The 22,825-nt window shown below is 72.0% G+C and carries 21 protein-coding genes; 17 read left to right on the plus strand and 4 right to left on the minus strand.

The features are described 5' to 3' along the window. The first annotated feature begins 92 nt into the window (after positions 1-92). The gene (locus tag ACQPZQ_RS01940; protein WP_433298956.1) at positions 93-1,211 is read left to right on the plus strand and encodes a pyridoxal phosphate-dependent aminotransferase; all 1,119 of its coding nucleotides are present in this window, start codon (positions 93-95) and stop codon (positions 1,209-1,211) included. Between the two features lie 8 nt (positions 1,212-1,219). Here the strand turns inward: ACQPZQ_RS01940 and ACQPZQ_RS01945 are convergent, their stop codons facing one another. Next, positions 1,220-2,359, minus strand: coding sequence for a threonine aldolase family protein (locus ACQPZQ_RS01945; protein WP_433298958.1), 1,140 nt, complete (start codon positions 2,357-2,359; stop codon positions 1,220-1,222). A 242-nt stretch (positions 2,360-2,601) separates the two neighbouring features. Between ACQPZQ_RS01945 and ACQPZQ_RS01950 the strand changes: the two genes are divergently transcribed. The 6 genes from ACQPZQ_RS01950 to ACQPZQ_RS01975 all read left to right on the plus strand — a co-directional run bounded on the left by ACQPZQ_RS01950 (position 2,602) and on the right by ACQPZQ_RS01975 (position 7,701). Continuing rightward, positions 2,602-3,096, plus strand: a complete 495-nt coding sequence (locus ACQPZQ_RS01950; RefSeq protein ID WP_241041924.1) for a SigE family RNA polymerase sigma factor — start codon at positions 2,602-2,604, stop codon at positions 3,094-3,096. A 16-nt stretch (positions 3,097-3,112) separates the two neighbouring features. Continuing rightward, on the plus strand, positions 3,113-3,802 hold the full coding sequence (locus tag ACQPZQ_RS01955; protein ID WP_433291375.1) for a hypothetical protein: 690 nt from the start codon (positions 3,113-3,115) through the stop codon (positions 3,800-3,802). Positions 3,803-3,988: 186 nt separating this feature from the next. Beyond that, a complete protein-coding gene (locus ACQPZQ_RS01960) occupies positions 3,989-4,561 on the plus strand; it encodes a TetR/AcrR family transcriptional regulator (protein WP_433291377.1) in 573 nt (190 codons plus the stop codon). A 25-nt stretch (positions 4,562-4,586) separates the two neighbouring features. After that, the gene (gene purB / locus ACQPZQ_RS01965; protein WP_433291379.1) at positions 4,587-6,005 is read left to right on the plus strand and encodes an adenylosuccinate lyase; all 1,419 of its coding nucleotides are present in this window, start codon (positions 4,587-4,589) and stop codon (positions 6,003-6,005) included. Next, the gene (locus tag ACQPZQ_RS01970) at positions 6,002-6,832 is read left to right on the plus strand and encodes a phosphoribosylaminoimidazolesuccinocarboxamide synthase (protein WP_433291381.1); all 831 of its coding nucleotides are present in this window, start codon (positions 6,002-6,004) and stop codon (positions 6,830-6,832) included. Before purB ends, ACQPZQ_RS01970 begins: the two co-directional genes overlap by 4 nt. 62 nt (positions 6,833-6,894) lie before the next feature. Then, positions 6,895-7,701 (plus strand): DUF2334 domain-containing protein, encoded by an 807-nt coding sequence (locus ACQPZQ_RS01975; RefSeq protein WP_433291383.1) that lies wholly within the window; start codon positions 6,895-6,897, stop codon positions 7,699-7,701. A 7-nt stretch (positions 7,702-7,708) separates the two neighbouring features. Here the strand turns inward: ACQPZQ_RS01975 and ACQPZQ_RS01980 are convergent, their stop codons facing one another. Both ACQPZQ_RS01980 and ACQPZQ_RS01985 read right to left on the minus strand, forming a co-directional pair. Continuing rightward, complete coding sequence (locus tag ACQPZQ_RS01980; protein ID WP_433291385.1) at positions 7,709-8,335, minus strand: MBL fold metallo-hydrolase; 627 nt, start codon at positions 8,333-8,335, stop codon at positions 7,709-7,711. A 52-nt stretch (positions 8,336-8,387) separates the two neighbouring features. Continuing rightward, positions 8,388-9,380: an NAD-dependent epimerase/dehydratase family protein gene (locus ACQPZQ_RS01985; protein WP_433291387.1), complete on the minus strand. Its 993-nt coding sequence runs from the start codon at positions 9,378-9,380 to the stop codon at positions 8,388-8,390. A gap of 60 nt (positions 9,381-9,440) precedes the next feature. Between ACQPZQ_RS01985 and purS the strand changes: the two genes are divergently transcribed. The 5 genes from purS to ACQPZQ_RS02010 all read left to right on the plus strand — a co-directional run bounded on the left by purS (position 9,441) and on the right by ACQPZQ_RS02010 (position 13,697). Next, positions 9,441-9,674: a phosphoribosylformylglycinamidine synthase subunit PurS gene (gene purS / locus ACQPZQ_RS01990; RefSeq protein WP_241041856.1), complete on the plus strand. Its 234-nt coding sequence runs from the start codon at positions 9,441-9,443 to the stop codon at positions 9,672-9,674. Beyond that, on the plus strand, positions 9,671-10,345 hold the full coding sequence (purQ, locus tag ACQPZQ_RS01995; protein WP_433291389.1) for a phosphoribosylformylglycinamidine synthase subunit PurQ: 675 nt from the start codon (positions 9,671-9,673) through the stop codon (positions 10,343-10,345). Before purS ends, purQ begins: the two co-directional genes overlap by 4 nt. A gap of 96 nt (positions 10,346-10,441) precedes the next feature. Continuing rightward, on the plus strand, positions 10,442-11,680 hold the full coding sequence (locus tag ACQPZQ_RS02000) for a PP2C family protein-serine/threonine phosphatase (RefSeq protein WP_433291391.1): 1,239 nt from the start codon (positions 10,442-10,444) through the stop codon (positions 11,678-11,680). After that, positions 11,677-13,257 carry a sensor histidine kinase gene (locus ACQPZQ_RS02005; RefSeq protein WP_433291393.1) on the plus strand — a complete coding sequence of 527 codons (1,581 nt, stop codon included), beginning with the start codon at positions 11,677-11,679 and terminating at the stop codon, positions 13,255-13,257. The genes ACQPZQ_RS02000 and ACQPZQ_RS02005 overlap by 4 nt, the downstream gene beginning before the upstream one ends. Further along, positions 13,254-13,697 (plus strand): response regulator, encoded by a 444-nt coding sequence (locus ACQPZQ_RS02010; RefSeq protein WP_433291395.1) that lies wholly within the window; start codon positions 13,254-13,256, stop codon positions 13,695-13,697. Before ACQPZQ_RS02005 ends, ACQPZQ_RS02010 begins: the two co-directional genes overlap by 4 nt. Here the strand turns inward: ACQPZQ_RS02010 and ACQPZQ_RS02015 are convergent. Beyond that, positions 13,675-15,174 (minus strand): FAD-dependent monooxygenase, encoded by a 1,500-nt coding sequence (locus tag ACQPZQ_RS02015; protein WP_433291397.1) that lies wholly within the window; start codon positions 15,172-15,174, stop codon positions 13,675-13,677. The two genes, ACQPZQ_RS02010 and ACQPZQ_RS02015, sit on opposite strands and share 23 nt — an antisense overlap. Before the next feature lie 83 nt (positions 15,175-15,257). Here ACQPZQ_RS02015 and ACQPZQ_RS02020 point away from each other — a divergent pair, with 83 nt between their 5' ends. The 5 genes from ACQPZQ_RS02020 to purF all read left to right on the plus strand — a co-directional run bounded on the left by ACQPZQ_RS02020 (position 15,258) and on the right by purF (position 22,782). Continuing rightward, the gene (locus tag ACQPZQ_RS02020; RefSeq protein ID WP_433291399.1) at positions 15,258-15,908 is read left to right on the plus strand and encodes a TetR/AcrR family transcriptional regulator; all 651 of its coding nucleotides are present in this window, start codon (positions 15,258-15,260) and stop codon (positions 15,906-15,908) included. 32 nt (positions 15,909-15,940) lie between these two features. Beyond that, positions 15,941-18,244: a phosphoribosylformylglycinamidine synthase subunit PurL gene (gene purL, locus ACQPZQ_RS02025; RefSeq protein ID WP_433291401.1), complete on the plus strand. Its 2,304-nt coding sequence runs from the start codon at positions 15,941-15,943 to the stop codon at positions 18,242-18,244. Between the two features lie 99 nt (positions 18,245-18,343). After that, a complete protein-coding gene (locus ACQPZQ_RS02030) occupies positions 18,344-18,700 on the plus strand; it encodes a sterol carrier family protein (RefSeq protein ID WP_433291404.1) in 357 nt (118 codons plus the stop codon). Between the two features lie 126 nt (positions 18,701-18,826). Then, positions 18,827-21,127 carry a putative bifunctional diguanylate cyclase/phosphodiesterase gene (locus ACQPZQ_RS02035; RefSeq protein WP_433291406.1) on the plus strand — a complete coding sequence of 767 codons (2,301 nt, stop codon included), beginning with the start codon at positions 18,827-18,829 and terminating at the stop codon, positions 21,125-21,127. Between the two features lie 107 nt (positions 21,128-21,234). After that, positions 21,235-22,782 carry an amidophosphoribosyltransferase gene (gene purF / locus ACQPZQ_RS02040; protein ID WP_433298960.1) on the plus strand — a complete coding sequence of 516 codons (1,548 nt, stop codon included), beginning with the start codon at positions 21,235-21,237 and terminating at the stop codon, positions 22,780-22,782. Positions 22,783-22,825 lie beyond the last annotated feature (43 nt).

The following is a 22,825-nucleotide window of genomic DNA, read 5'->3' on the forward strand; positions in this document are numbered from 1 at the left end:
GGCCGTCGGCCGCTTAGGCTCGGAGAGTGACCAACCCAGCTACATCAGAGATCCCGATCGCGACGCGTGCCGCTATCCCGGCGTTCCACGTCATGGACGTGCTCGCCGCCGCTGCCGAGCGCCGCCGCACCCACGGTGACGTGGTGGATCTCTCCGCAGGGCAGCCCTCCACCCCTGCTCCTCCCGCCGTGCGGGCAGCCGCCGTGGCCGCGCTGTCCGGCGATGTGCTCGGCTACACCGTCACGCTCGGCATCCCGGAGCTGCGCTCCGCGATCGCAGGTCACTACGCCCGCCGCTACGACCTCGACGTCCCGCCGGAGCAGGTGGTGGTCACCACCGGTTCCTCGGGCGGCTTCCTGCTGGCGTTCCTCTCCGCGTTCGACGCGGGCGACCGCGTGGCCATGGCCCGGCCCGGCTACCCCTGTTACCGCAACATCCTGACCGCGCTGGGCTGCGATGTCGTCGAGCTGCCCTGCGGGCCGGAGACCCGCTACCAGCCGACCGTCGCCATGCTCGAGGAGCTGGACGACCCGGTGCGTGGGCTGGTGGTGGCGAGCCCGGCCAACCCCACGGGCACCGTGCTGGAGCCTGGCGAGCTCGCTGCGCTGGCGGCCTACTGCGAGCGCAACGGGATCCAGCTGGTCAGCGACGAGATCTACCACGGCATCTCCTACGCGGGTGCCCCGGCGACCTCCTCGGCGTGGAGCACCTCGCGCGAGGCGATCGTCGTCAACTCCTTCTCGAAGTACTTCTCGATGACGGGGTGGCGGCTGGGCTGGCTGCTCGTGCCCCCGCGGCTGCTGCGTCCCGCCGATCGGCTGGCCGGCAACTTCACCGTCTGCCCGCCGGCACTCGCGCAGCGCGCCGCCCTGGGCGCGTTCGACCCCACCAGCTACGCCGAGTCCGACTCGCACGTGGCCCGCTACGCGGTGAACCGGGGCTTGCTGCTCGACGGCCTGCCGCGGCTCGGGCTCACGCGCCTCGCCCCGGCCGACGGTGCGTTCTACGTGTACGCAGACGTCTCACACCTGACGACCGACTCCATGGACCTGACCTACCGCCTGCTGGCCGCGACCGGGGTCGCGGTCGCGCCGGGTATCGACTTCGACCCGGTCGACGGCGGGAAGTGGATCCGGCTGTCGTTCGCCGGAGCCACCGACGACATCGCGGAAGCCCTGAGGCGAATGTCCGGGTGGCTCGGCCAGGCCTGATCCGGCTCTCAGTTCCCGGCTTGACCGAGGACCGCGCGTCCGGGGCGGGCTGCCGCTCCGCGTCCCGACGCGGCCGGCGCGCTGCCCGCCGCCCGTGACGGCTCGACCGGCCCGATCCGCTCCAGCGTCGCCGTGATGTCGGCGTCGGTCAGGTCGGCGTGGGTCATCAGCCGGACCTGCCCCGACATCGTGGACGCCCGCACGCCCGCCTCCTCGAAACGGCGGATGGTGCCGTCCAGGTCGGCGACGGCCACGAGCACGATGTTGGTCTGGGGCTCGCCGACGAGCCACCCGCGCTCGCGCAGCCCGGTGGCCAGCCGCTTCGCGCGCTCGTGGTCCTCGGCGAGGCGGTCGATCCGGTCGAGAGCCACCAGCCCCGCCGCGGCGAGCACCCCGCCCTGCCGGACGCCGCCGCCGAGCATCTTGCGCAGCCGCCTGGCCTCGGCGATGAACTCGACGGACCCGGCCACCACAGAGCCCACCGGCGCCCCGAGACCCTTGCTCAGGCAGACCTGCACGCTGTCGACTCCGACGGTGAGCGTTCCCGGGGGCACGCCGAGCGCCACCGCCGCGTGCCAGAGCCGTGCCCCGTCGAGGTGGACCCGCAGCTTCGCGCCCCGGGCCGCGGCGACCACCGCGGCGTGCTCCTCAGGTGCGGTGACCGTGCCCCCGGCGGCGTTGTGCGTGTTCTCCAGGCACAGCAGGGTGGTGCGGAGCGTGTAGTAGGGGCCGATCGAACCCGCGGCGCGACGGACGGCGGTGGGCGAGACCTTGCCGGGCCCGGCGTCGTGCTCCAGCGGGCGCGGCATGCCACCGGCGAGCCACGCGGCGGTGCCGAGTTCGGCGTCGAGCACGTGCGCGCCTGCGGGGGCGAGGAACGCGTCGCCACGGCCGAGGTGGTGCATCAGGGCGATGAGGTTGCCCATGGACCCGCTGGGGGTCCACAGCGCGTCGGCCGCACCGAGCAGGCCCGCCACGCGGACCTCGAGCTCGCGCATCGTGGGGTCACGGTCGAGGACGTCGTCACCCACCTCGGCGTCCGCCATTGCGGCCCGCATCTGCTTCGTGGGACGGGTGACGGTGTCGGAGCGGAGGTCGACAGGACGATCGGACGCCGTTGACCGCCGGGCTCGCGATGGAGATCGCACGGCGTCCGATTCAACCAGCAGGCGGCGGGCCGGTCGCGCGTGGGTCACGAATCCATCACAACCCAGGGCCGATCGGGTGAACCGGCACGCGGTCGTGCAACCTCTGGTCCCGTTCCCTACGTCTCTCCGCAGACGGCGATGCAGGGGCGCACGGCGACACGGGAGGAGGGAACGCCCGGGTGGAAGAGGCCGGCGAGCGGGAGCTCGCCAAAGAAACACCCGAGTCGGCGACATCCGAGCCGGTGACGTTCGAGGAGTACTTCCGCGCGCGCCGCGACGGGGTCCGGCGCACGGCGTACCTGCTGTGCGGCGACTGGCACCGCGCCGACGACCACGCGCAGGCGGCGTTCGTCGCGCTGCACCGCCACTGGCGCCGGATCCGCGACCGCAGCGCCCTCGACGCGTGGATGCGCCGCACGCTCGTGCGTGCCGTGGTCGACGAGTCACGGCGGCCATGGCGCCGCGAGCGCTCCACCGCCGAGCCCGCCGACACGGGCGTGCCGTCCGACTCCGACGCCGTGGCCACCCGGCACGTTCTGGTGGACGCCCTGAGGTCGGTTCCGGCGCGCCAGCGCGCCGTACTCGTGCTGCGGTTCCTTGACGGTCTGGACGTCGCGGCCACCGCTGCGGCGCTGGGATGTACGGAGGGCACGGTCAAGAGCCAGACCGCCCACGGGCTCGAGGCCCTGCGCGCGGTGCTCGGCGACTCGCTCGACGACCTGCGGGCGACGGGGTAGGGGGAGAGGTGACGGGATGAGCGACATCGATGACCAGGAGCTGGGTGCACTGTTCCGTGCCGCGGCCTCCGACTCCGGCGCGCCACCGCCGGCTTTCGACCACGACTCGGTGCTGCGAGCCTCCCGACGTGCAACCACCCGCCGCCTGCTCATGGCGGGCGGCGCGGTCGCCGTGTTCGCGCTGGCAGGCGTCGGGGTGGCAGTGGCGCTGCCAGGTTCCCCCGGCAACGACACCACGGTCGCGGCGCCGATGTCGGCGGGCGATCGGGCCCCTCGGCCCGCCGCGCCACAGGACTCGGCCGGCGCTGCAGGCAGAGCGGCGGAAGGTGCGAGCCCACTGAGCCCGCCGCTGGGGCCGGGCAACACCGAGTGCGCCGACCGGCAGGACCCCGCGGTGCGGGCGCTCGTCGACCAGGTGCTGCCCGAGGTGGCAGGCGCTCCGGAGGCGGCCACCACCATGGAGTGCCGCCCCGGTGGCGAACGTGGCGTCGCCGTGGAGGCGAGCGAGGGTGGAGCCACCGGGCTGCTGAGCGTGCGCTACCTGCCCCCGGGTGTGGAGGCGGCGCTTCCTCCCGGTGCGGTCAGCGAGCCCACCGCCTCGGGCGGCACGGTGATCGTGAGTTCGAGCTCGTCCGAGGTGGGCGCGCCTGCCCCGTTCGCGGGCCGGCTCGCGTCCGTGGCGGAGTACCTGGCGCCGCGTCTTTAGTGCCGAGGAAACGAGGTCGCGCCTCGCGGCGTTGTCGTCGGCGCCGATACAACAGCGGTATCGGCGCCTCCTCCGTGTTGCGAACGCCCGGGTGCGGGTGTCCCGCAGGGACACTGCGCCTGGACACCGGATCCGGGCAAGGAACCTCGTTTCCGAGACACTGACGCGAGGCGAGAGACTTGCGAGATGGGCACCGCCAAGGGTGAGCGGCGGCGGCACGAGCTGGTGACCGCGGCCGCGGCACTGTTGCGCTCCGGCGGCTTCGACGCCGTGCGGCACCGCGCGGTGGCCGAGCGTGCGGGGCTGCCGTTGGCGTCCACCACCTACTACTTCGCCTCGCTGGACGACCTCGTCACCGCGGCCGTCGACCGCACGAGCCGTGACGAGCTCGCGGAGGGCAGGCAGCAGCTCGACGCGCTCGCCGCCGCGCCCGTCGACACTCCTGCGCTCGTCGAGCTGGTGCTCGATCAGCTGCTCGGCCCGGAGTCGCGCGACGGGGGCCTCGATGCCGTGCTCCTGCGCTACGAGCGCCTGGTCGGTGCGGGCAGGCGCCCGTTCCTGGCGCCGCTCATGCGCGAGCTGCGTGGCGACCTGGACGCATTGCTCGCCGAGATCCTGCTCAGGTGCGGTCACCCACTCGACACCGTGGCGCTGCGCGACCTCGTCTCGCTCGTCGACGGTGCTGTGATCAGCGCTCTGATCGAGGCCGACCCCGACCCGCGGGTGGCCGCCCGCGAGGTGCTGATGCGCGCACTCTGATGTGGAGCGCCTATCGTTTCTGCACGTGATCCCCAACGTGCTGGCCACTCGTTACGCGAGCCCCGAGCTCGTGCGGCTGTGGTCGCCCGAACACAAGATCGTGCTCGAACGGCGGCTCTGGCTCGCCGTGCTCACCGCGCAGCGCGACCTCGGCATCGACGTTCCCGATTCAGCGCTCGCCGACTACGAGCGCGTGGTCGAACAGGTGGATCTGGAGTCGATCGCCGCGCGGGAGCGCGTGACACGCCACGACGTGAAGGCCCGGATCGAGGAGTTCGACGCCCTCGCCGGCCACGAGCACGTGCACAAGGGCCTGACCAGCCGGGATCTCACCGAGAACGTCGAGCAGCTGCAGATCCGGCTCTCGCTCGAACACGTCCGCGACCGCACGGTCGCCATGCTGGCCCGGCTCGCCCGCCGGGCGGCCGAGAACGCCGAGCTGGTGATCGCGGGGCGCAGCCACAACGTCGCGGCGCAGGCCACCACCCTCGGCAAGCGGTTCGCTTCCGCGGCCGACGAGCTCCTCGTCGCGTACGCGCGGCTCGAGGACCTGCGTGCGCGCTACCCGCTCCGTGGCATCAAGGGCCCGATGGGTACCGCCCAGGACATGCTCGACCTCCTGGACGGGGACGCGGACAAGCTCACATCGCTGGAGGAGCGGGTGGCGACCCACCTCGGTTTCTCCGCCGTGCTCACCAGCGTGGGGCAGGTCTACCCGCGCTCGCTCGACTTCGACGTGCTGAGCGCCCTGCTCCAGCTCGCGGCCGCACCGTCGTCGCTCGCCACCACGATCCGGCTGATGGCGGGCGCCGAGCTCGCCACCGAGGGCTTCCAGCCGGGCCAGGTGGGGTCCTCGGCGATGCCGCACAAGATGAACAGCCGCTCCGCCGAGCGGATCAACGGGATGATGGTGCTGCTGCGCGGCTACGCCGGGATGGCAGGCGAGCTGGCCGGGGCGCAGTGGAACGAGGGCGACGTGTCCGACTCGGTCGTGCGCCGCGTGGCTCTGCCCGACGCGTTCTTCGCCATCGACGGGCTGTTCGAGACCACCCTCACGGTGCTCGACGAGTTCGGTGCCTACCCGGCTGTCATCGCGCGAGAGCTGGACCGCTACCTGCCGTTCCTCGCGACCACGGCGGTGCTGATGGCCGCGGTCCGGGCCGGCGTCGGGCGGGAGACCGCCCACGAGGTGATCAAGGAGCACGCCGTCGGCGTCGCGCTCGCGATGCGCGAGAAGGGCCAGACCGACAACGACCTCGTCGCGCGGTTGTCCGCCGACGAGCGGCTCGGCCTGCCCGCCGGGGCGCTCGACGGCCTCCTCGCCGACCCTCTGCGGTTCACCGGTGCTGCCACCGCGCAGGTGCAGGCCGTGGTCGACCGCGTCGCGCAGGTCGTCGACGCCCATCCCGAAGCGGCCGCCTACGTCCCCGGAGCGATCCTGTGAACCTCGTGCACAGCGGCAAGGTCCGGGACGTCTACGCCGACGGTGACGACCTGATCCTCGTGGCGTCCGACCGCCTCTCGATCTACGACGTCGTGCTCCCGACGCCCGTCCCGGACAAGGGCGTGCTGCTCACCCAGCTGTCGCTGTGGTGGTTCGACCGCCTCACCGACATCACGCCGAACCACGTCATCTCGGCGTCGGACGTGCCCCCGGAGTTCGTCGGACGGGCCATGCGCTGCCGCAGGCTCTCGATGCTGCCCGTCGAGTGCATCGCGCGCGGCTACCTCGCAGGCCTCGGCCTGCAGGAGTACCAGAAGCACGGAAGCGTCTCCGGGGTGCCGCTGCCGCCCGGGCTCGTCGAGGGCTCGAAGCTGCCGGAGCCGATCTTCACGCCCACCACGAAGGCTCCGGTCGGCGAGCACGACGAGTTCATGACGTTCGAGGACGTCGTCGCCGCTCTCGGAGCTGACACCGCCGCGCGCCTGCGTGACCTGACGCTCGCGGTGTACGCGCGAGGGGCCGACATCGCGGGCAAGAACGGGATCCTCGTCGCCGACACGAAGCTGGAGTTCGGGCTGGATGCGGCGGGGGAGATCGTGCTCGCCGACGAGGTACTCACGCCCGATTCGTCGCGGTTCTGGCCTGCCGATGCGTGGGAGCCGGGCCGCCCGCAGTTCTCGTTCGACAAGCAGTACGTGCGCGAGTGGTCGTCGTCGCTGGACTGGGATCGCACACCGCCCGGGCCCGAGGTGCCCACCGAGGTCGTCGCCGCCACGCGTGCCCGATATGTCGAGGTCTACGAACGGATCACCGGCGACGACTGGTGATGGGTGCCGGAGGCACACGGCACGGTCAACCGCTGTTCACACCGGCGTGCGTTCATAGCTCCGTGGCAACGCAGACCGCACCTCGTCCGGTCGTGTCGTCCCGCCTGGTCGTCTCGCTGTCCGGGCTGACGCACGAGGCTCCTGAGTCCTTGACCCGTGGCATCGAGTTCGCCGCGGAGCTCGACGCGCGCGGCGTGCCGTTGTCCCAGCTGTTCCGGCCGCGCTCGGCGTCCGGAACGCCGGAGGTGGACTCGCCGCTGGTGCGCTGGATGCACGAGCGGCGCGCGGCCGGAGACGCCATCGTGTTGCACGGCTACGACCACACCGCCGAACCGATCGGCTCGTGGCAGTCGTCGGCCTTGCCGCGGGTGCGCCGCCGCGCCGAGTTCGCCGCGTTGCCCCGCCACGAGGCCGGTCTCCGCCTGACGGCGGCTCGTCGGGCTCTCACGGCGCTGGGCCTGCGCACCGACCTGTTCGTCCCGCCGCGGTGGCTGGCGTCTCCCGGCACGGTCGAGGCCCTGCACGAGCAGGGCTTCGCCGTGCTCGCCGACGAGAACGGCCTGCGCTTCCTGCAGAGTGCCGCCGCAGGCGCCGTGGTGCGGGCCAAGGTGCTCGGGTTCCGGGCTTCGGGGGAGCGCCACCCGCTCGCCGACGACCGGAAGGCCGCGGAGGCGTGGCGCTGCCGGGTGCTCAGCGCGGAGGTCTCGCGGACCGTGCGGCGCGGCGGGCTGGTGCGGATCAACATCCGTGCCAAGGACCTCAAGCGCGAAGCGCGGCGTACAGCGGTGCTGGCGGCGGTGGACGCCGCACTCGAGATGGGCGCCGTCCCCGCCACCTACCGCCTCACGGCGGAGGCACTCGCCGCCTGAAGGGCGGTCAGATCGAGGTCGGCGTCTCCCGGTCGAGGACCGTGATCGTGGTCTTCTCGGGGCCGAGCTGCTCGAACAGCCCGTAGTGCAACGCGGGGCGGGCGAGCACGGCCTCGTGGATCGGCACCGCCGTGCGCGGCGCCACTGCCCGCAGGTAGTCCACGGCCTCGGACGCCTTGAGCCAGGGCGCCCCGGTGGGCAGGAACAGCACGTCGATCGGTGCCGGCGGTGGGGTGAAGGCGTCGCCGGGGTGCAGGTGGGTGCCGTCGATCAGGTAGGCGTTGTTGGGGATCACCGGGATGTCCGGGTGGATCACCGCGTGCTCCCCGCCGAGCACCTCGACCCGGGCCCCGCCCACGTCGAACGACGCCCCCGGCTCCACCACCTCGTGCTCGAACCCGGCGAGCTGCCCGGCCGTGCCGGAGTCGACGATCAGGCGGGCATCGGGGTTGGCCGACAGCAGCGCACCGAGCCGGTCGGTGTCGAGATGGTCGAAGTGCTGGTGCGTGACGAGCACCGCGTCGAGTCCGCCCACCGTTTCGAATCCGGACGAGAACGCCCCGGGGTCGAGGAGCAGTCGCGCGGCGCCGGTGTCGAGCAGGACGCACGAGTGGCCGTAATGGGTTGTCTCCACGGCCTCCAGTGTCCCCACCCGTAGCCCGGCGTGCATGGTTCGCCTGCCGGGGTCAGCCGAGCTTGCCGAGGACCTCCGACTCCTCGTCCGGGGTGAGTCCGGCGCGGCGCGGGCGGTCCGGGCCGAGAGCGCGCTCGTGCGCGAGTGCCCCTCGGGCGGTGTCGCCGATCGGACGGCAGTGCAGGCCGGCCGCCGCAGCAGGTGCGGTGTCCCGGGCCAGCATCCCGGCATGCGATGCGGGCAGCCACAGCGGCAGCGACCGCGGCCCGGACCAGGGCTGCACCCGGGCCGCCGTGAGCGCTTCCGGTGCGGCGGGCACGCGCTCCAGATCCGGGGCTCCGACGGCGTCGGCGACCTCGTCGAGCACCGCGCCCAGCGTGGAGCGGGGCCCGCTCGCGTCGAAGGTCCCGACGAGGTGCTCCTCCCCGGACCGCACGATCCAGTCGGCGAGGTCGCGCACGTCGACGATCTGCGCGGCCTGCTGCGGATCACCCGGGATGAGCGCCCGGCCGCCCCGTGCGAACCGGTTCGGCCAGTAGCCGAACCGATCGGTGAGGTCGTCAGGGCCGCAGATGAGACCGGCGCGCACGATCAGAGCCCGCTCGCCGGCGAGCTCCCGCACAACGGTCTCCGACGCCCCCTTGACCGGGCCGTACGCGGCTTCGTCGTCGGTGATGGTCTCGTCCGTGCGCGGCTCGACGAGCGTGTCACCGATGCCGTGGCCGGGCGTGGAGCTGTCGGCGTACACGCTGATGCTGGAGACGAAGGTCCAGTGCCCCGCGTTCGCCCCCACGGCGTCGAGCGCCGAGCGCACCCACGGCAGCGCCATCCTGGCGACGTCCACGACCGCGTCGAACGCCTCGTCACGCAGGGGCTCGAGCGCGCCGGGAGCGTCGCGGTCCACGACGAGGAGCTTCGCGCCGTCGGGAACGGCACCGGAGGACCCGCGCGCCGCGCACACCACCTCGTGGCCTCTGGCCACGGCCGTGGCCGCCACTGCCCGGGAGAGGAACCGCGTGCCGCCCAGCACCAGCCATCGACCCATGCGAGGAGCCTCACGGACGGCGGCGCGGGGCGGCAATGGTGTTCGCCGTACGCTGATGAAGTGGCAAAGGTCGTGGTGGACGTGATGCCGAAGCCGGAGATCCTCGACCCGCAGGGCCAGGCCGTCGCGGGTGCGCTCGCGCGGATGGGCGTGGCCGGGGTGGGGGACGTGCGGCAGGGCAAGCACTTCGAGCTCGAGGTGGATGACTCCATCGACGACGAGACGCTGCACCGCGTGGCGGGCAGCCTGCTGGCCAACCCCGTGATCGAGGACTGGGTGGTGACCAGGGCATGAGGATCGGGGTCATCACCTTCCCCGGCACGCTCGACGACGTCGACGCGGCACGCGCCGTGCGCTACGCGGGGGCTGAGCCCGTGGCGCTGTGGCACGCCGACCGTGACCTGCAGGGTGTCGACGCGGTGATCGTCCCGGGCGGCTTCTCCTACGGCGACTACCTGCGTGCCGGCGCCATCGCCAGCATGGCCCCGATCATGACCGAGGTCGTGGCCGCGGCCGGCCGCGGCACGCCTGTGCTCGGCATCTGCAACGGGTTCCAGATCCTCTGCGAGGCAGGGCTCCTGCCCGGGGCGCTCACGCGGAACTCGGGGCTGCACTTCGTCTGCCGCGATCAGCGGCTGCGGGTCGAGTCCACCGCCACCGCCTGGACGGGTGCTTTCACCGCGGGCCAGGAGATCCTCGTTCCGCTCAAGTCGGGCGAAGGGCGCTTCGTGGCCGACGCCGCCACGCTGGAGCGGCTCGAGGGCGACGGCCGGGTGGTCTTCCGGTATGCCGGTGCGAACCCCAACGGGGCGATGTCGGCGATCGCCGGCATCAGCTCCGCCGACGGTCGTGTCGTCGGCCTGATGCCCCACCCCGAGCACGCGATCGACACGCTGACCGGTCCGTCACAGGACGGGTTGGCGCTGTTCAGGTCGGTGCTGCAGGGTGTGGCGTCCGCCTCGTGACAGCCCCGGTTGGACGCACCATGAGCGGCGCGATCTAGGCTTTCGGGTCCCGTCGACGCACCACGCTGTGGCGGCCCGCAAGGAGGAGCGCTCGGCATGACCCGAACCGTTCCGGCTGCTCCGCGCCATGTGTTGCTCGTGGAGGACGACCCCGGAGACGTGTTCCTCGTGCGCGAGTTGCTCGCCGAGGTGGATCCGGGGCTCGGGGTGACGGTCGCGGAGTCCGTGTCCGAGGTGATCGAGCGTGGCCTGCTCGGGCGCTGCGACTGCGTGCTGCTCGATCTCAACCTCCCCGGCACCGACGGGCTCGACGGACTGCGCCGGATCCTGCGGACCGAGGGCGCCCCGGCCGTCTGCGTCCTCACCGGCCTCGACGACGAACACCTGGGCATCGCGGCCGTCGCGGCCGGTGCGCAGGACTACCTCGTCAAGGGCAAGGTCGACGGGCAGGTGCTGATCCGGGCCGTCCGTTACGCCGTGGAGCGGCGCCGGGCGGAGGCGAGCCTGCTGCGGCTGCGGGAGGAACAGCTCGCGGCAGCGGAGTCGGCTCGCCTCGAACGTGGGCTGCTGCCGTCACCGCTGCTGGCAGGCAGCCCCGTGCGGGCGCGGTCGTTCTACCGGGCGGGTCGCACGCGCTCGTTGATCGGCGGCGACTTCTTCGACGCGGTTCTCGGGCCCAGCGGCACGGTCCACGCGATCGTCGGCGACGTCTGCGGCCACGGCCCGGACGAGGCAGCGCTGGGTGCGTTGCTGCGGGTGTCGTGGCGGGCGCTCGTGCTGGCCGGCGTGGACGAGCCGCAGGTGCTGCCGAAGCTCCAGCAGTTGCTGGTCAGCGAGCGACACGACAGGTCACTGTTCACCACGGTGTGCACCGTCGCGTTCCGCAGCGACGAGACTCCCGTCGACGGGCGGCCGCAGACCGAAGTGCTCGTGCGCCTGGCAGGGCATCCACCACCGATCTCCCTGATCCCGGAGCCACGGTCGGCGGCCGCGCCGGTCGGTCTGCCTCTGGGCGTGGCCGCCGATGCGACGTGGGAGCCTGGGTGCCTCGTGCTCGGCACCGAATGGGCGCTGCTGCTGCACACCGACGGCCTGATCGAGGGAAGGGGACCCATCCCCGGCGAGCCGCTGTGGGAGGAGGGACTGCTCGAGATGCTGGCGCAGGAACGTGACACCGATCTGGCACAGCTGCCGGCCCGGCTCGTGGAGCGTGCGCACGACCTCAACGCCGGCCCGCTCTCCGACGACATCGCGATCCTGCTGCTCTCGTCGGACACCGCACCGCAGGACGCGCCTCAGGCCGACGCGGCACCGTCCGGTGCGGCGGTGCGATGACCGCGCTCGACCTGACGCCGCCGGACCAACGTGGAGAGGTGCGCCTGGAGCGGCTGGAGGAGGGCGGGCGCCACTGGCCGCTGGGGCGGATCTTCGCCCTCGGTGCGTCGCTGGCTGCGCTCTTCGCGGTGACCGTCGTGATCCTCGGTGGCGTCGCCCTGTGGCGGCTCTCCGAGACGAGGGTCGCGCTGCTCGACTCGGCAGGCCCCGCGTTGATCGCCACGCAGCAGCTCTCGGGATCGCTGCTCAACCAGGAGACCGGCGTGCGGGGCTACGACCTGGGCCGCCGCGCTGAGTTCCTGCAGCCCTACCAGGACGGGCGCGTCGGCGAGGAAGCGATGATCGCCGAGCTGCGCCGCCTCACCGCCGGCGGCCGTCTTCCCGGTCTCGACGCCCAGATCGACGCCGTGGAGCAGGCCGCGCAGAACTGGCGCACCCAGTACGCGGGGGCCGTCCTCACCGGTCCGCCCGGGGCGTCCAACCCGGAGCAGGGACGCGCTCTGTTCGACCAGGTCAGGACGAAGGTCCAGGCGCTGCTCGCCGACGTGCAGGCGAGGCGGGAGGCGGCCAGGCACGGCATCGAGAGCGCCTCGACGTTCCTGCTCGTCGTCGGCGTGGCGATCGCGGCTCTGCTGGCCTCGTTCCTCATCGCCGCGGCCATCGGGTTGCGGCGGGGGATCATCCGGCCGATCTCGGACCTCGCGACACAGGTGCGCCAGGTCGTGTCCGAGGACGCCACCCGGTCCGTCCACGCCGGCGGCCCGCGCGAGATCGTCGGGCTCGGGGCGGACGTCGAGGCGATGCGCCAGCACATCCTGCGTGACCTCGACGAGGCCCAGGCGGCCAACCGCCGCCTCGACGAGCAGGCCCAGGAGTTGGAGCGGTCCAACCGCGACCTCGAGCAGTTCGCCTACGTGGCGAGCCACGATCTCCAGGAGCCGCTGCGCAAGGTCTCGAGCTTCTGCCAGCTGCTGCAGCGCCGGTACGGCGGCAAACTCGACGAGCGCGCCGACCAGTACATCGAGTTCGCCGTCGACGGCGCCTCCAGGATGCAGCGGCTGATCAACGACCTGCTGGCGTTCTCCCGGGTGGGCCGTACAACCGAGAACTTCGTCTCCGTCCACCTCGGGGAGCTCGCGGCCACAGCGGCCGCCCAGCTCGAGTCCACCCGAGAGGAGGCGGCAGGCGAGATCGTCATCGGCGAGCTGCCGGTGGTCTCCGGCGACCGGGCCCTGTTGCAGGCCCTGCTGGTGAACCTGCTGGGCAACGGGCTGAAGTTCCACCGCACCGACGTGCCACCGGTCGTCCGCCTGGAGTGCAGGCGCGACGGCGACTTCTGGGAGATCACCGTCACCGACAACGGCATCGGCATCGAACCGGAGTACTCCGACAAGGTGTTCGTGATCTTCCAGCGGCTGCACGGCCGTGACGTCTATCCAGGAACCGGCATCGGGCTGGCGCTCGCGAAGAAGATCGTCGAGTTCCACGGCGGACGGATCGGTCTCGTCGAGACCCCCGGCCCCGGCGCCGCCGTCCGGTTCACCCTTCCCGTGCCTCCTGAGGAGACCCACGAGTGACCGACCCCCAACCCCGGATCATCAACGTTCTGCTGGTCGAGGACGACCCTGGCGACGTGCTGATGACCCGCGAGGCCTTCGAGGAGTACCTGCACAACCAGCTCGACGTGGTGACGGACGGCGCGGCGGCGCTGGCCTACCTGCGACGTGAGGAGCCCTACACCGATGCGCCCCGCCCTGACCTGGTCCTGCTCGACCTGAACCTGCCCCGCCGCGACGGGCGTGAGGTGCTGCAGGAGGTGAAGGCGGACGAGGACCTGCGCCACATCCCGGTGATCGTCCTCACCACCTCCCAGGCGGAGGAGGACGTGCTGCGCAGCTACCAGCTCCACGCCAACGCCTATGTCACCAAACCGGTCGATTTCGAGGGCTTCATCGAGGCGATCAAGCAGATCGACCACTTCTTCGTGAGCGTGGTCAAGCTCCCGACGGGGAGCTGACGAGAGAGCGCGTGATCGACCCGACGTAACCGTCGGGGCGGACGAGTACCGCGGTGCCGTCCGCCACGTCGTACGCGCTGAACGCGTGACCCTCGGCGTCCACCACCGCCGGGCCGGTCGCGCGTTCGCCGGGGCGGAGCACGGGGTGCACCGGCACTCCGGGCTCCGCCACCGTCGTATCGGCTGCGGTGCCGCCGAAGGTCAGCAACGTTGCGTGCGGGCCTCGGAACAGGTCGAACAGCCGGATCGCACGGCCGTCCGCGTCGACCAGAGGTGCGTCGGGGGCCCGATCGCCCGCCCGTAGCCTGCCGGGCTCGGTACGCGTGTCGCGGACCAGCGGGCTGTCCCGGTACCCCACGTCGAGCTGGTGCGTCTCGGCGCCACGACGGTGCGCGTCGGCGTCGCCCGCGACGTGCTTGCGCAGCAACGCGGTGCTGATGCCCAGCACTCTGGCCGCGACGGGCAGGCGCTCGGCTTCGTAGGAGTCGAGCAGCGGGACGGCCTCCGCCTCGGGGCCGGTGAGCGCAGCGGCCAGCTTCCAACCGAGGTTGTAGGCGTCCTGCACGCCTGTGTTGAGGCCCTGCCCGCCGGTGGGCGGGTGGGCGTGGGCAGCGTCGCCCGCGAGGAACACCCTGCCGTCCCGGAACCGGCGCGCCAGCCGCACGTTCGGCCGCCACACCGTGGTCCAGGCCGGCTCCCGCAGCCGCGGGGCCGAGTCCGGGCAGTACCGGTCGAGTACGGCCTGCAGCGTGGCGAGTGACGGTTCGGTGTCGGACGCGTCGAGCGGGCAGGCGAACTGGAAGAGATCACCGCCGGGCAACGGGGTGAGCGCGACGCCGCTCCGCAGGTCGTGCTCGTCGGCGAACCAGTAGCCGCTGCCATGGTCGAGACCATCGGCCCGCACGTCACCGAGCAGCATGCGGATCGACTCGTCGGTGCTGCCCTCGAACGGGATGCCCAGCGTCCTGCGGACGATGCTCGCTCCGCCGTCGGCGCCCACCAGGTAGCCGGCCCGCACGGTCTCCTGCGCGCCGTGCCGCCGGAGAGTGGCGGTCACGCCGCTCCCGTCCTGGGCGAACGTGACGAGCTCGGTGGCGAGGTCGACGCGCACGCCCAACCCGGCGAGCCGGTCGCGGAGGATGCCCTCGGTCCGGTCCTGCCCGAGCATCCACGGATTCGGGTGCGGCACGTCCGGTCTGGGCTCCTGCCAATCGCTCATCCGCCTCTCGCCGAGGAAGCGACCGCCCGCGTACGCCCGCATCGCCACCTGCGGGGAGCCGGCGGCCAGCACCGCGTCGAGCACGCCGAGGTCGTCGAAGACCTCCAGGGTGCGTGGCTGCAAGCCGTCGCCCCGCGAGCCGACGGCGGGCGTGGCGGCCCGCTCGACGACCCGGACGCCGACGCCGCGACGGGCCAGCTCGATGGCGAGGGTCAGACCGGTGGGTCCGGCTCCGGCGATCAGGACCTGTGTGTCCACGACGTCTCCTTGAGTGAATTCATATTCAGTGAATCTGTCTTCAGTTTGGTCCGCTGCTAGCGTCCGCGTCAAGGAGGTGGGCGATGGGCCGGCCGGTGAGCACGGTCACGAGCCGCAAGGCGAAGGCGGCCGAGACGGAGGCAGCGCTGAAGGCGGCGGCCAAGCGCGTCTTCGCCGAGCGCGGCTACGTCAACACGAAGATCACCGACATCACGGCCGAGGCCGGGCGCGCGGCCGGGTCGTTCTACAACCACTTCACCAGCAAGGACGAGCTGCTCGCCGCCTTGCTGAAGGACATGCTGGCCGAGGGCGACGAGGCCGCGGAGCAGCCGGCGCACAACCCCGACTTCACCGACCGGGACGCCGTGCGCTGGCATGTGGCGGCGTACTGGGCGTTCTACCGGCGGCACATCCCCGAGATGGTGGCGCTGCGGCAGGCCGCGATGGCGAATCCGGAGTTCGGCCTGCGGTTGCAGGAGATCCTCGCCGCCGACGGCGCACACATGGCCGGACACTTCGAGCACGTGACGGCTGCCGGCATTCCGCTGCCCGGCGATCCGCGGCTCGTGGTGTCGGCGTTCCAGAGCCTGCTCGACCAGTTCGCCTACACGTGGCTGGTGGCAGGCGGCGACGGCACGGGCCGGCAGGTCGGCGACGACGAGGCGATCGACCTCCTGACCGACTTCATCCACCGCGGGATCGCAGGCACGCCGCCTGCGAACCAGGAGCGGTGAGGCTCGCCGCCGCCCTTACGTACGCTTGAACGGTGACGTCCGCCGCCACCGCGCAGCACACCGACACCGTCCAGAACGCCACCGCCGGCCCCGATCACCCGCAGCCCTACCGTGAGCTCGGGCTGAAGGACGACGAGTACGCGCGCATCCGGGAGATCCTGGGCCGTCGGCCCACCGATGCCGAGCTGGCGATGTACGCCGTCATGTGGAGCGAGCACTGCTCCTACAAGTCCTCCAAGGTGCACCTCGCCTACTTCGGCGAGACCACCACCGACGAGATGCGCAAGCGGATGCTCGCGGGGATCGGCGAGAACGCCGGCGTGGTCGACATCGGGGACGGGTGGGCCGTCACCTTCAAGGTCGAGTCGCACAACCACCCGTCGTACGTCGAGCCCTATCAGGGGGCGGCCACGGGCGTCGGCGGGATCGTGCGCGACATCATGGCGATGGGCGCGCGCCCGGTCGCCGTCGCCGACCCGTTGCGCTTCGGCCCGGCCGACGCACCCGACACGGCCCGGGTGCTGCCCGGAGTGGTCGCGGGCGTGGGCGGCTACGGCAACTCGCTCGGCCTGCCGAACATCGGCGGCGAGGTCGTGTTCGACGAGGGCTACCTGGGCAACCCGCTCGTCAACGCGCTCTGCATCGGGGCGATGCGCACCGAGGATCTGCACCTCGCGTTCGCCTCGGGCACCGGCAACAAGATCATCCTCTTCGGCGCTCGCACCGGGCTGGACGGCATCGGCGGTGTCTCCGTGCTCGCCAGCGAGACCTTCAGTGTCGATGACGGGGGGGAAGACGAGTCGGCGACCGGACGCAAGAAGCTCCCGTCGGTGCAGGTGGGCGACCCCTTCATGGAGAAGGTGCTCATCGAGTGCTGCCTGGAGCTCTTCCACGCCGGCCTGGTGGTCGGCATCCAGGACCTCGGTGGCGCCGGCCTCTCCTGCGCCACGTCGGAGCTGGCCAGCGCGGGCGACGGCGGGATGCACGTCGACCTGGACGCGGTGCCGCTGCGGGCCACCGGCATGACGCCCGCCGAGATCCTCTCCAGCGAGTCGCAGGAGCGCATGTGCGCCGTCGTGCGGCCGGAGGACGTCGACGCGTTCATGGCGGTCTGCCGCAAGTGGGACGTGCTCGCGAGCGTCATCGGCGAGGTCACCGACGGCGACCGGCTCGTGATCGACTGGCACGGCGAGACCGTGGTGGACGTGCCGCCGCGCACCGTGGCCCACGACGGCCCGGTCTACCGGCGGCCGGTGCAGCGTTCGGCCGTTCAGGACACGCTCGTCGCCGACGCCCCGGACCGGCTGAGCCGACCGGCCTCACCTGACGAGCTGCGCGCGGAGATCCTCCGGATGGCGGCGAGCCCCAACCTGTGCAGCCGCGGGTGGGTCACTGACCAGTACGACCGCTACGTCCGCGGCAACACCGCCTCCGCCCAGCCTGCCGACGCCGGCATGGTGCGCATCGACGAGGAGACCGGGCGCGGGGTGGCCGTCGCCACCGACTGCAACGCGCGGTTCGTCGCGCTGGATCCGTACGCCGGTGCTCAGCTCGCGCTGGCCGAGGCCTACCGCAACGTGGCGACGAGCGGTGCTGTGCCACTGGCCGTCACGAACTGCCTGAACTTCGGCTCGCCGGAAGACCCGCACGTGATGTGGCAGTTCCAGCAGGCCGTGCGCGGCCTCGCCGACGGCTGCGTCGCGCTGGGCCTGCCCGTAACCGGTGGCAACGTCAGCTTCTACAACCAGACCGGCGAACGGGCGATCCTGCCCACCCCGGTGGTCGGTGTCCTCGGCGTGATCGACGACGTGGCCCGCCGCGTCCGGTCCGGGTTCACGCGCGAGGGCGACACGGTGCTGCTGCTCGGCGACACCCGCGACGAACTCGGTGGCAGCGAGTGGGCCAACGTCGTGCACGGTCATCTGGGCGGGCGTCCGCCTGCCGTCGACCTCGCAGCCGAGCAACGCCTCGCGGGGCTGCTCGCGAGCGCCGCTGACGAGGGGTTGCTCAGCGGTGCGCACGACCTCTCCGACGGTGGTCTCGCACAGGCCCTCGTTGAGGCGTGCCTCGTCGGGGACCAGGGTGCCGCCGTCGAACTGCCGTCGGCCCTCGACCCGTTCGTCGCGCTGTTCTCGGAGTCGGCGGGTCGGGTGCTCGTGACCGTCGCCCCCGAGCAGATTGACCGGATCCGGACGCTGGCGACCGATGTCGGTGTGCCGGTCACCACACTGGGCACCACGGGCGGTACCGCGCTGTCCGTCGCCGGCCTTCCCGACCTGGCCCTGTCCGAGCTGCGCACGGCGTGGGAGGCGACCCTGCCTGGTCTCTTCGGCTGACCGGGGACCTCCCGCATCACAGGACGGCCACGTTGCGGCAATGTCATTGCGTAAAAGTGACTTTGCTGCAAGGGGGAGTCGGCGGGATAGGTTCGCGGCATGCCGGAGGAGATCGACGACGGCGCGCTCCGAGCCGTCCTGGACTGGCTCGACGGGGGTGCACCACCGGAGCGGGCCGTGCTGCGTGCTGCGGTGAAGGAGAGCCTCACCGCGGTCGCTACCGCGGCGCCCGGGCGCAGTGTGGAAGTCCGCGTGCCGCCACTCGGCGCAGTGCAGTGCGTCGCAGGGCCTAGACACGGACGCGGCAACCCGCCCAATGTCGTGGAGACCGATCCCCGCACCTGGCTGTCGCTCGTGACCGGGAGGCTGACGTGGGAGCAGGCTCTGCAATCCGGAACGCTGCACGCGTCCGGGTCCAGGAGCAGCGAGATCGCATGTTTGCTCCCTCTTTCCTGACCGGGTGTAACACCGCCCTCCCGCTGGGTGAATGCCAACACATGGTGGTGGCGCAAACACAGCCTGATACGGAGAATTGTCCGATCACGGCCAGTGCGGACCGAATGGGCGACGGGAGGTGGCCGCGTGGTGGCACCGCGCAGCCTTCCTGACGCAACCGCTTCCCAGTTCGGCCCGGGTGCGCGAACGGACGCCTACGACCGCGGCCGAATCGACCAGCTCGCCGCCCAGTGGGCCGAGCTCGGACCGGCCGGTGGTCCTGGGGTCGCCGCCCATCTGGCCACTCTGCTGCGCAGGCTGGCGGCCACATTGCGCGCCGAGCCGTTCTGGCCGCTCGCCGCCAGGGAGATCGGGGCGGAGCTGCTCAGCACCGGGCTCTGTGGTGCGCCGGACCGGCCGGTCTACGTCGAGGACGTGGTGGCCCCGAGCCTCCGCCTGTTGCGGGAGAAGGCGGCCGCGGCGATCGGCGTGCCCGGGGCGGAGGGTGAACGGCGTCTCGTCGACGTGCTCGACGAGCTTCTCGCCGGAGTCATCGGCTCCCTCCAGGAACGCACCGGCGCCGACCGCAACGGCGCCCACCGCAACGGGAGCGAGATCAACGGCACGGAGATCAACGGCACGGAGATCAACGCTACAGAGATCAACGGCACCGAGATCAACGGCAGGAACGGTTCGGCGACGGTCGGCACTCGCGCCGACGAGGAGGCCAACCCGGAGCACGGCTCCACGTCGGCCCGGATCGCGGCCGTCACGGGCCGGCACGTCCACGCGGTGTACGAGCAGTCGACGTTCGGCATGGCGATCATCGGGCTGGACGGCCTCGTCCTCGACATGAACGCGGCCCTGTTCCGGATGTACGGGCAGGAGGGGCCGCTGGATCAGCCGCGGCCGGTGTCCGACTTCGTCCATCCCGACGACGTGCTCGACGTCGTCGAGCGCTTCCAGCGCCTCGTCAGCGGCATCCCGGGCGCCGTGCGGATGGAGATGCGGCTCGTCCGTCCCGACTCCGAGGTGGTGTGGGTCCACGTCACCGCCTCGCCCATCGTCGACGACGCCGGGAACCCGTCGCATCTGGTGGCCGTGGTCGAGGACGTCTCCGACCGGCACCGGCTGCGTTCCTGGCTCCAGGACGTCTCCTACCAGGACCAGCTCACCCGGTTGCCGAACCGGACCGTCACCGAGCAATGGCTGAACCGCGCCTTCGCCGACGACGGTCCCGAGCGGGTGGGGATCTGCGTCCTTCTCATCGACGACTTCCACACCGTCGGCGACGACCTGGGTGACCAGACCGGTGACCGGCTCCTGCTCGCCGTGGCCGGCCGGTTGCAGCTGGCTGCCGACTGCCATCTCGTCACCAGGATCGGGGCGGACGAGTTCGCGGTGCTGGTGGCAGGCCCGGAGAACTGCGCCGACGTCGGGCGGCTCGCCGATCGGCTGCAGGCAGCACTGGCGATCCCGTTCAACATCGACGGGCACAACCTGGTGGTCTCGGCCAGCATCGGCGTGGCCGAGTCGGCCACCGCGGGCGGGTCTGCGGCAGAGCTCCTCCGCGGCGCCGACGTCGCCCGCTCGTGGGCGAAGGCGCTCGGGGGCGGGCGCAGGGTGGTGTTCGACCCGGAGCGTGACGCCACCGAGTCGGCCCGGTTCGCGCTCCTGTCCGGGCTCCGCGGCGCGATCGAGCGGGGGGAGTTCCGGCTGGCGTTCCAGCCGCTCGTCCAGCTCGCCGACGGCCGGGTGCGCGGGGCGGAGGCGCTGGTCCGCTGGCAGCACCCCGAGCAGGGCCTCATCGGGCCCAACCGGTTCATCGAGCTGGCCGAGCACAGCGGCGCCATCGTCCCGCTCGGCCGATGGGTGCTCGAGGAGGCGTGCGGTCAGGCGGCGAGCTGGTGGCGTGACCTCGGCCCCGACGCGCCGTTCGTGAGCGTCAACGTCTCGCCGTTGCAGTTGGCCGAGCCGGGGTGGGTCCACGCCGTCACCGGCGCGCTCCGCTCCAGCGGCCTGCCTCCCGGGCTGCTGCAGCTGGAGATCACCGAGCAGGCCGTGCTGGGGGACGAGGACGTCGCGCTCGAGGCGCTCAACGCGCTGCGGGCCGCGGGCGTCCGGCTGGCGCTCGACGACTTCGGCACCGGCTACTCGAGCCTCGCCTGGCTGCGCAGGCTCCCGGTGCACGCGCTCAAGATCGACGGCTCGTTCATCGACGGGCTGCGCAACCCGTCGGCCGATCCCACCGACTCCTCGATCGTTCGTGCCCTGGTCGAAATGGCCCACGCCTTGGGCCTGGAGGTGACCGCCGAGTGGGTCGAGACGGCGGTTCAGGCCGAACGGCTCGCCGAGCTCGGCTGCGATATCGGGCAGGGCAGATGGTTCGGTGATGCCGGTCCCGGAGTGTGGGTGCCTGAGCTCCTTCGGCGTAGCATCGGGCATTGAGTCGTCGTCTGCGCAAGGAGCGTGTTGTGCCGAGTTCCCCCCGGAACGAGCACCCGACCGAACGCAATCCTCATCCCACCCCCGCCGACGGCGCTGCCCTCGACGCCATCGCGCTCGACCCCCCACCCCGCGAGGAGTGCGGCGTCTTCGGTGTGTGGGCGCCCGGTGAGGATGTCGCCAACCTGACCTACTACGGCCTCTACGCACTGCAGCACCGCGGCCAGGAGGCCGCCGGCATCGCCGTGTCCGACGGCCACCGCATGGTCGTGTTCAAGGACCTCGGGCTCGTCAGCCAGGTGTTCGACGAGCAGGTGCTGTCGTCGCTCAAGGGGCACCTGGCGGTCGGCCACTGCCGTTACTCCACCACTGGCTCCACCACCTGGGAGAACGCCCAGCCCACCTTCCGCACCACCGCCACCGGCAGCGGCATCGCCTTGGGCCACAACGGCAACCTCGTCAACACCGCGGAGCTACGCGACGAGGTGGCCGCATTGCGCGACTCCACCGCCAAGCCGGACCGCTCGGGCATCCGGTCGAGCACCGACTCGGACATCATGACCGAGCTGCTCGCCGCCACCGCCGCCGACACGGGCGTCGAGGAGGCCGCGATGCGGCTCCTGCCCCGGGTCCGGGGTGCCTTCTCCGTGGTGTTCGCCGACGAGCAGACGCTCTACGCCGCCCGCGACCCCCACGGCGTCCGCCCGCTGGTGCTCGGCCGCCTCGAGCGCGGCTGGGTGGTGGCCAGCGAGACCGCGGCACTTGACATCGTCGGTGCGTCGATCGTGCGTGAGGTCGAGCCGGGCGAGCTGCTGGCCATCGACGCCGACGGGATGCGCAGCTCCCGGTTCGCCGCCCCCGAGCCCAAGGGCTGCGTGTTCGAGTACGTCTACCTGGCACGGCCAGACACCACGATCTCCGGCCGTTCCGTGCACGCGGCCCGGGTGGAGATCGGCCGGCGTCTCGCCGCCGAGCACCCCGTCGACGCCGACCTCGTGATCCCCGTACCGGAGTCGGGCACCCCGGCCGCGATCGGCTACGCACAGGGCTCGGGCATCCCGTACGGGCAGGGCCTGGTGAAGAACGCCTACGTGGGCCGCACCTTCATCCAGCCCAGCCAGACCATCCGTCAGCTCGGCATCCGGCTCAAGCTCAACCCGCTGCGCGACGTCATCCGAGGCAAGCGGCTCGTGGTCGTCGACGACTCGATCGTGCGTGGCAACACCCAGCGCGCGCTGGTGCGCATGCTGCGCGAAGCGGGCGCGCTCGAGGTCCACGTGCGGATCGCCTCTCCGCCGGTGCGCTGGCCGTGCTTCTACGGCATCGACTTCGCCACCAGAGCCGAACTGGTGGCCGGTGCGCTGGACACCGAGGGCGTGCGCCGCTCGATCGGCTCCGACAGCTTGGGCTACGTCTCGCTGGAGGGCCTCATCGCCGCCAGTGAGCAGCCGCGCACCCGGCTCTGTTCGGCCTGCTTCGACGGCGATTACCCGATCCCGCTGCCCGAGGAAGCGCGGCTCGGCAAGCATCTGCTGGAGAAGCTGGTACCTCCGGTTCTCGACGACGAGGTCGACGAGAAGGTGTCCGGTGCCGCTTCGGGCGATGCCGGCCCGCTGTCGGTCGGCTACGGTGCCGCCGACGCACTGCGCCGTCCCTGACCCACACCTCCATCCGACCTGTATCCGGGGCGCTTCAGCGGGC

The sequence above is a fragment of the Pseudonocardia sp. CA-142604 genome (assembly GCF_050948475.1).
In the GTDB taxonomy this organism is placed as follows: Bacteria; Actinomycetota; Actinomycetes; order Mycobacteriales; family Pseudonocardiaceae; genus Pseudonocardia; species Pseudonocardia alaniniphila.

What these genes read in the sequence shown, in the direction of transcription:
- ACQPZQ_RS01940 (WP_433298956.1), top strand. Translation starts at nt 93, where the DNA reads ATGGACGTGCTCGCCGCCGCTGCCGAGCGCCGCCGCACCCACGGTGAC.
- ACQPZQ_RS02020 (WP_433291399.1), top strand. Translation starts at nt 15,258, where the DNA reads ATGGGCCGGCCGGTGAGCACGGTCACGAGCCGCAAGGCGAAGGCGGCC.
- ACQPZQ_RS01955 (WP_433291375.1), top strand. Translation starts at nt 3,113, where the DNA reads ATGAGCGACATCGATGACCAGGAGCTGGGTGCACTGTTCCGTGCCGCG.
- ACQPZQ_RS01960 (WP_433291377.1), top strand. Translation starts at nt 3,989, where the DNA reads ATGGGCACCGCCAAGGGTGAGCGGCGGCGGCACGAGCTGGTGACCGCG.
- purQ (WP_433291389.1), top strand. Translation starts at nt 9,671, where the DNA reads ATGAGGATCGGGGTCATCACCTTCCCCGGCACGCTCGACGACGTCGAC.
- ACQPZQ_RS02000 (WP_433291391.1), top strand. Translation starts at nt 10,442, where the DNA reads ATGACCCGAACCGTTCCGGCTGCTCCGCGCCATGTGTTGCTCGTGGAG.
- ACQPZQ_RS02005 (WP_433291393.1), top strand. Translation starts at nt 11,677, where the DNA reads ATGACCGCGCTCGACCTGACGCCGCCGGACCAACGTGGAGAGGTGCGC.
- ACQPZQ_RS02030 (WP_433291404.1), top strand. Translation starts at nt 18,344, where the DNA reads ATGCCGGAGGAGATCGACGACGGCGCGCTCCGAGCCGTCCTGGACTGG.
- ACQPZQ_RS01985 (WP_433291387.1), bottom strand. Translation starts at nt 9,380, where the DNA reads ATGGGTCGATGGCTGGTGCTGGGCGGCACGCGGTTCCTCTCCCGGGCA.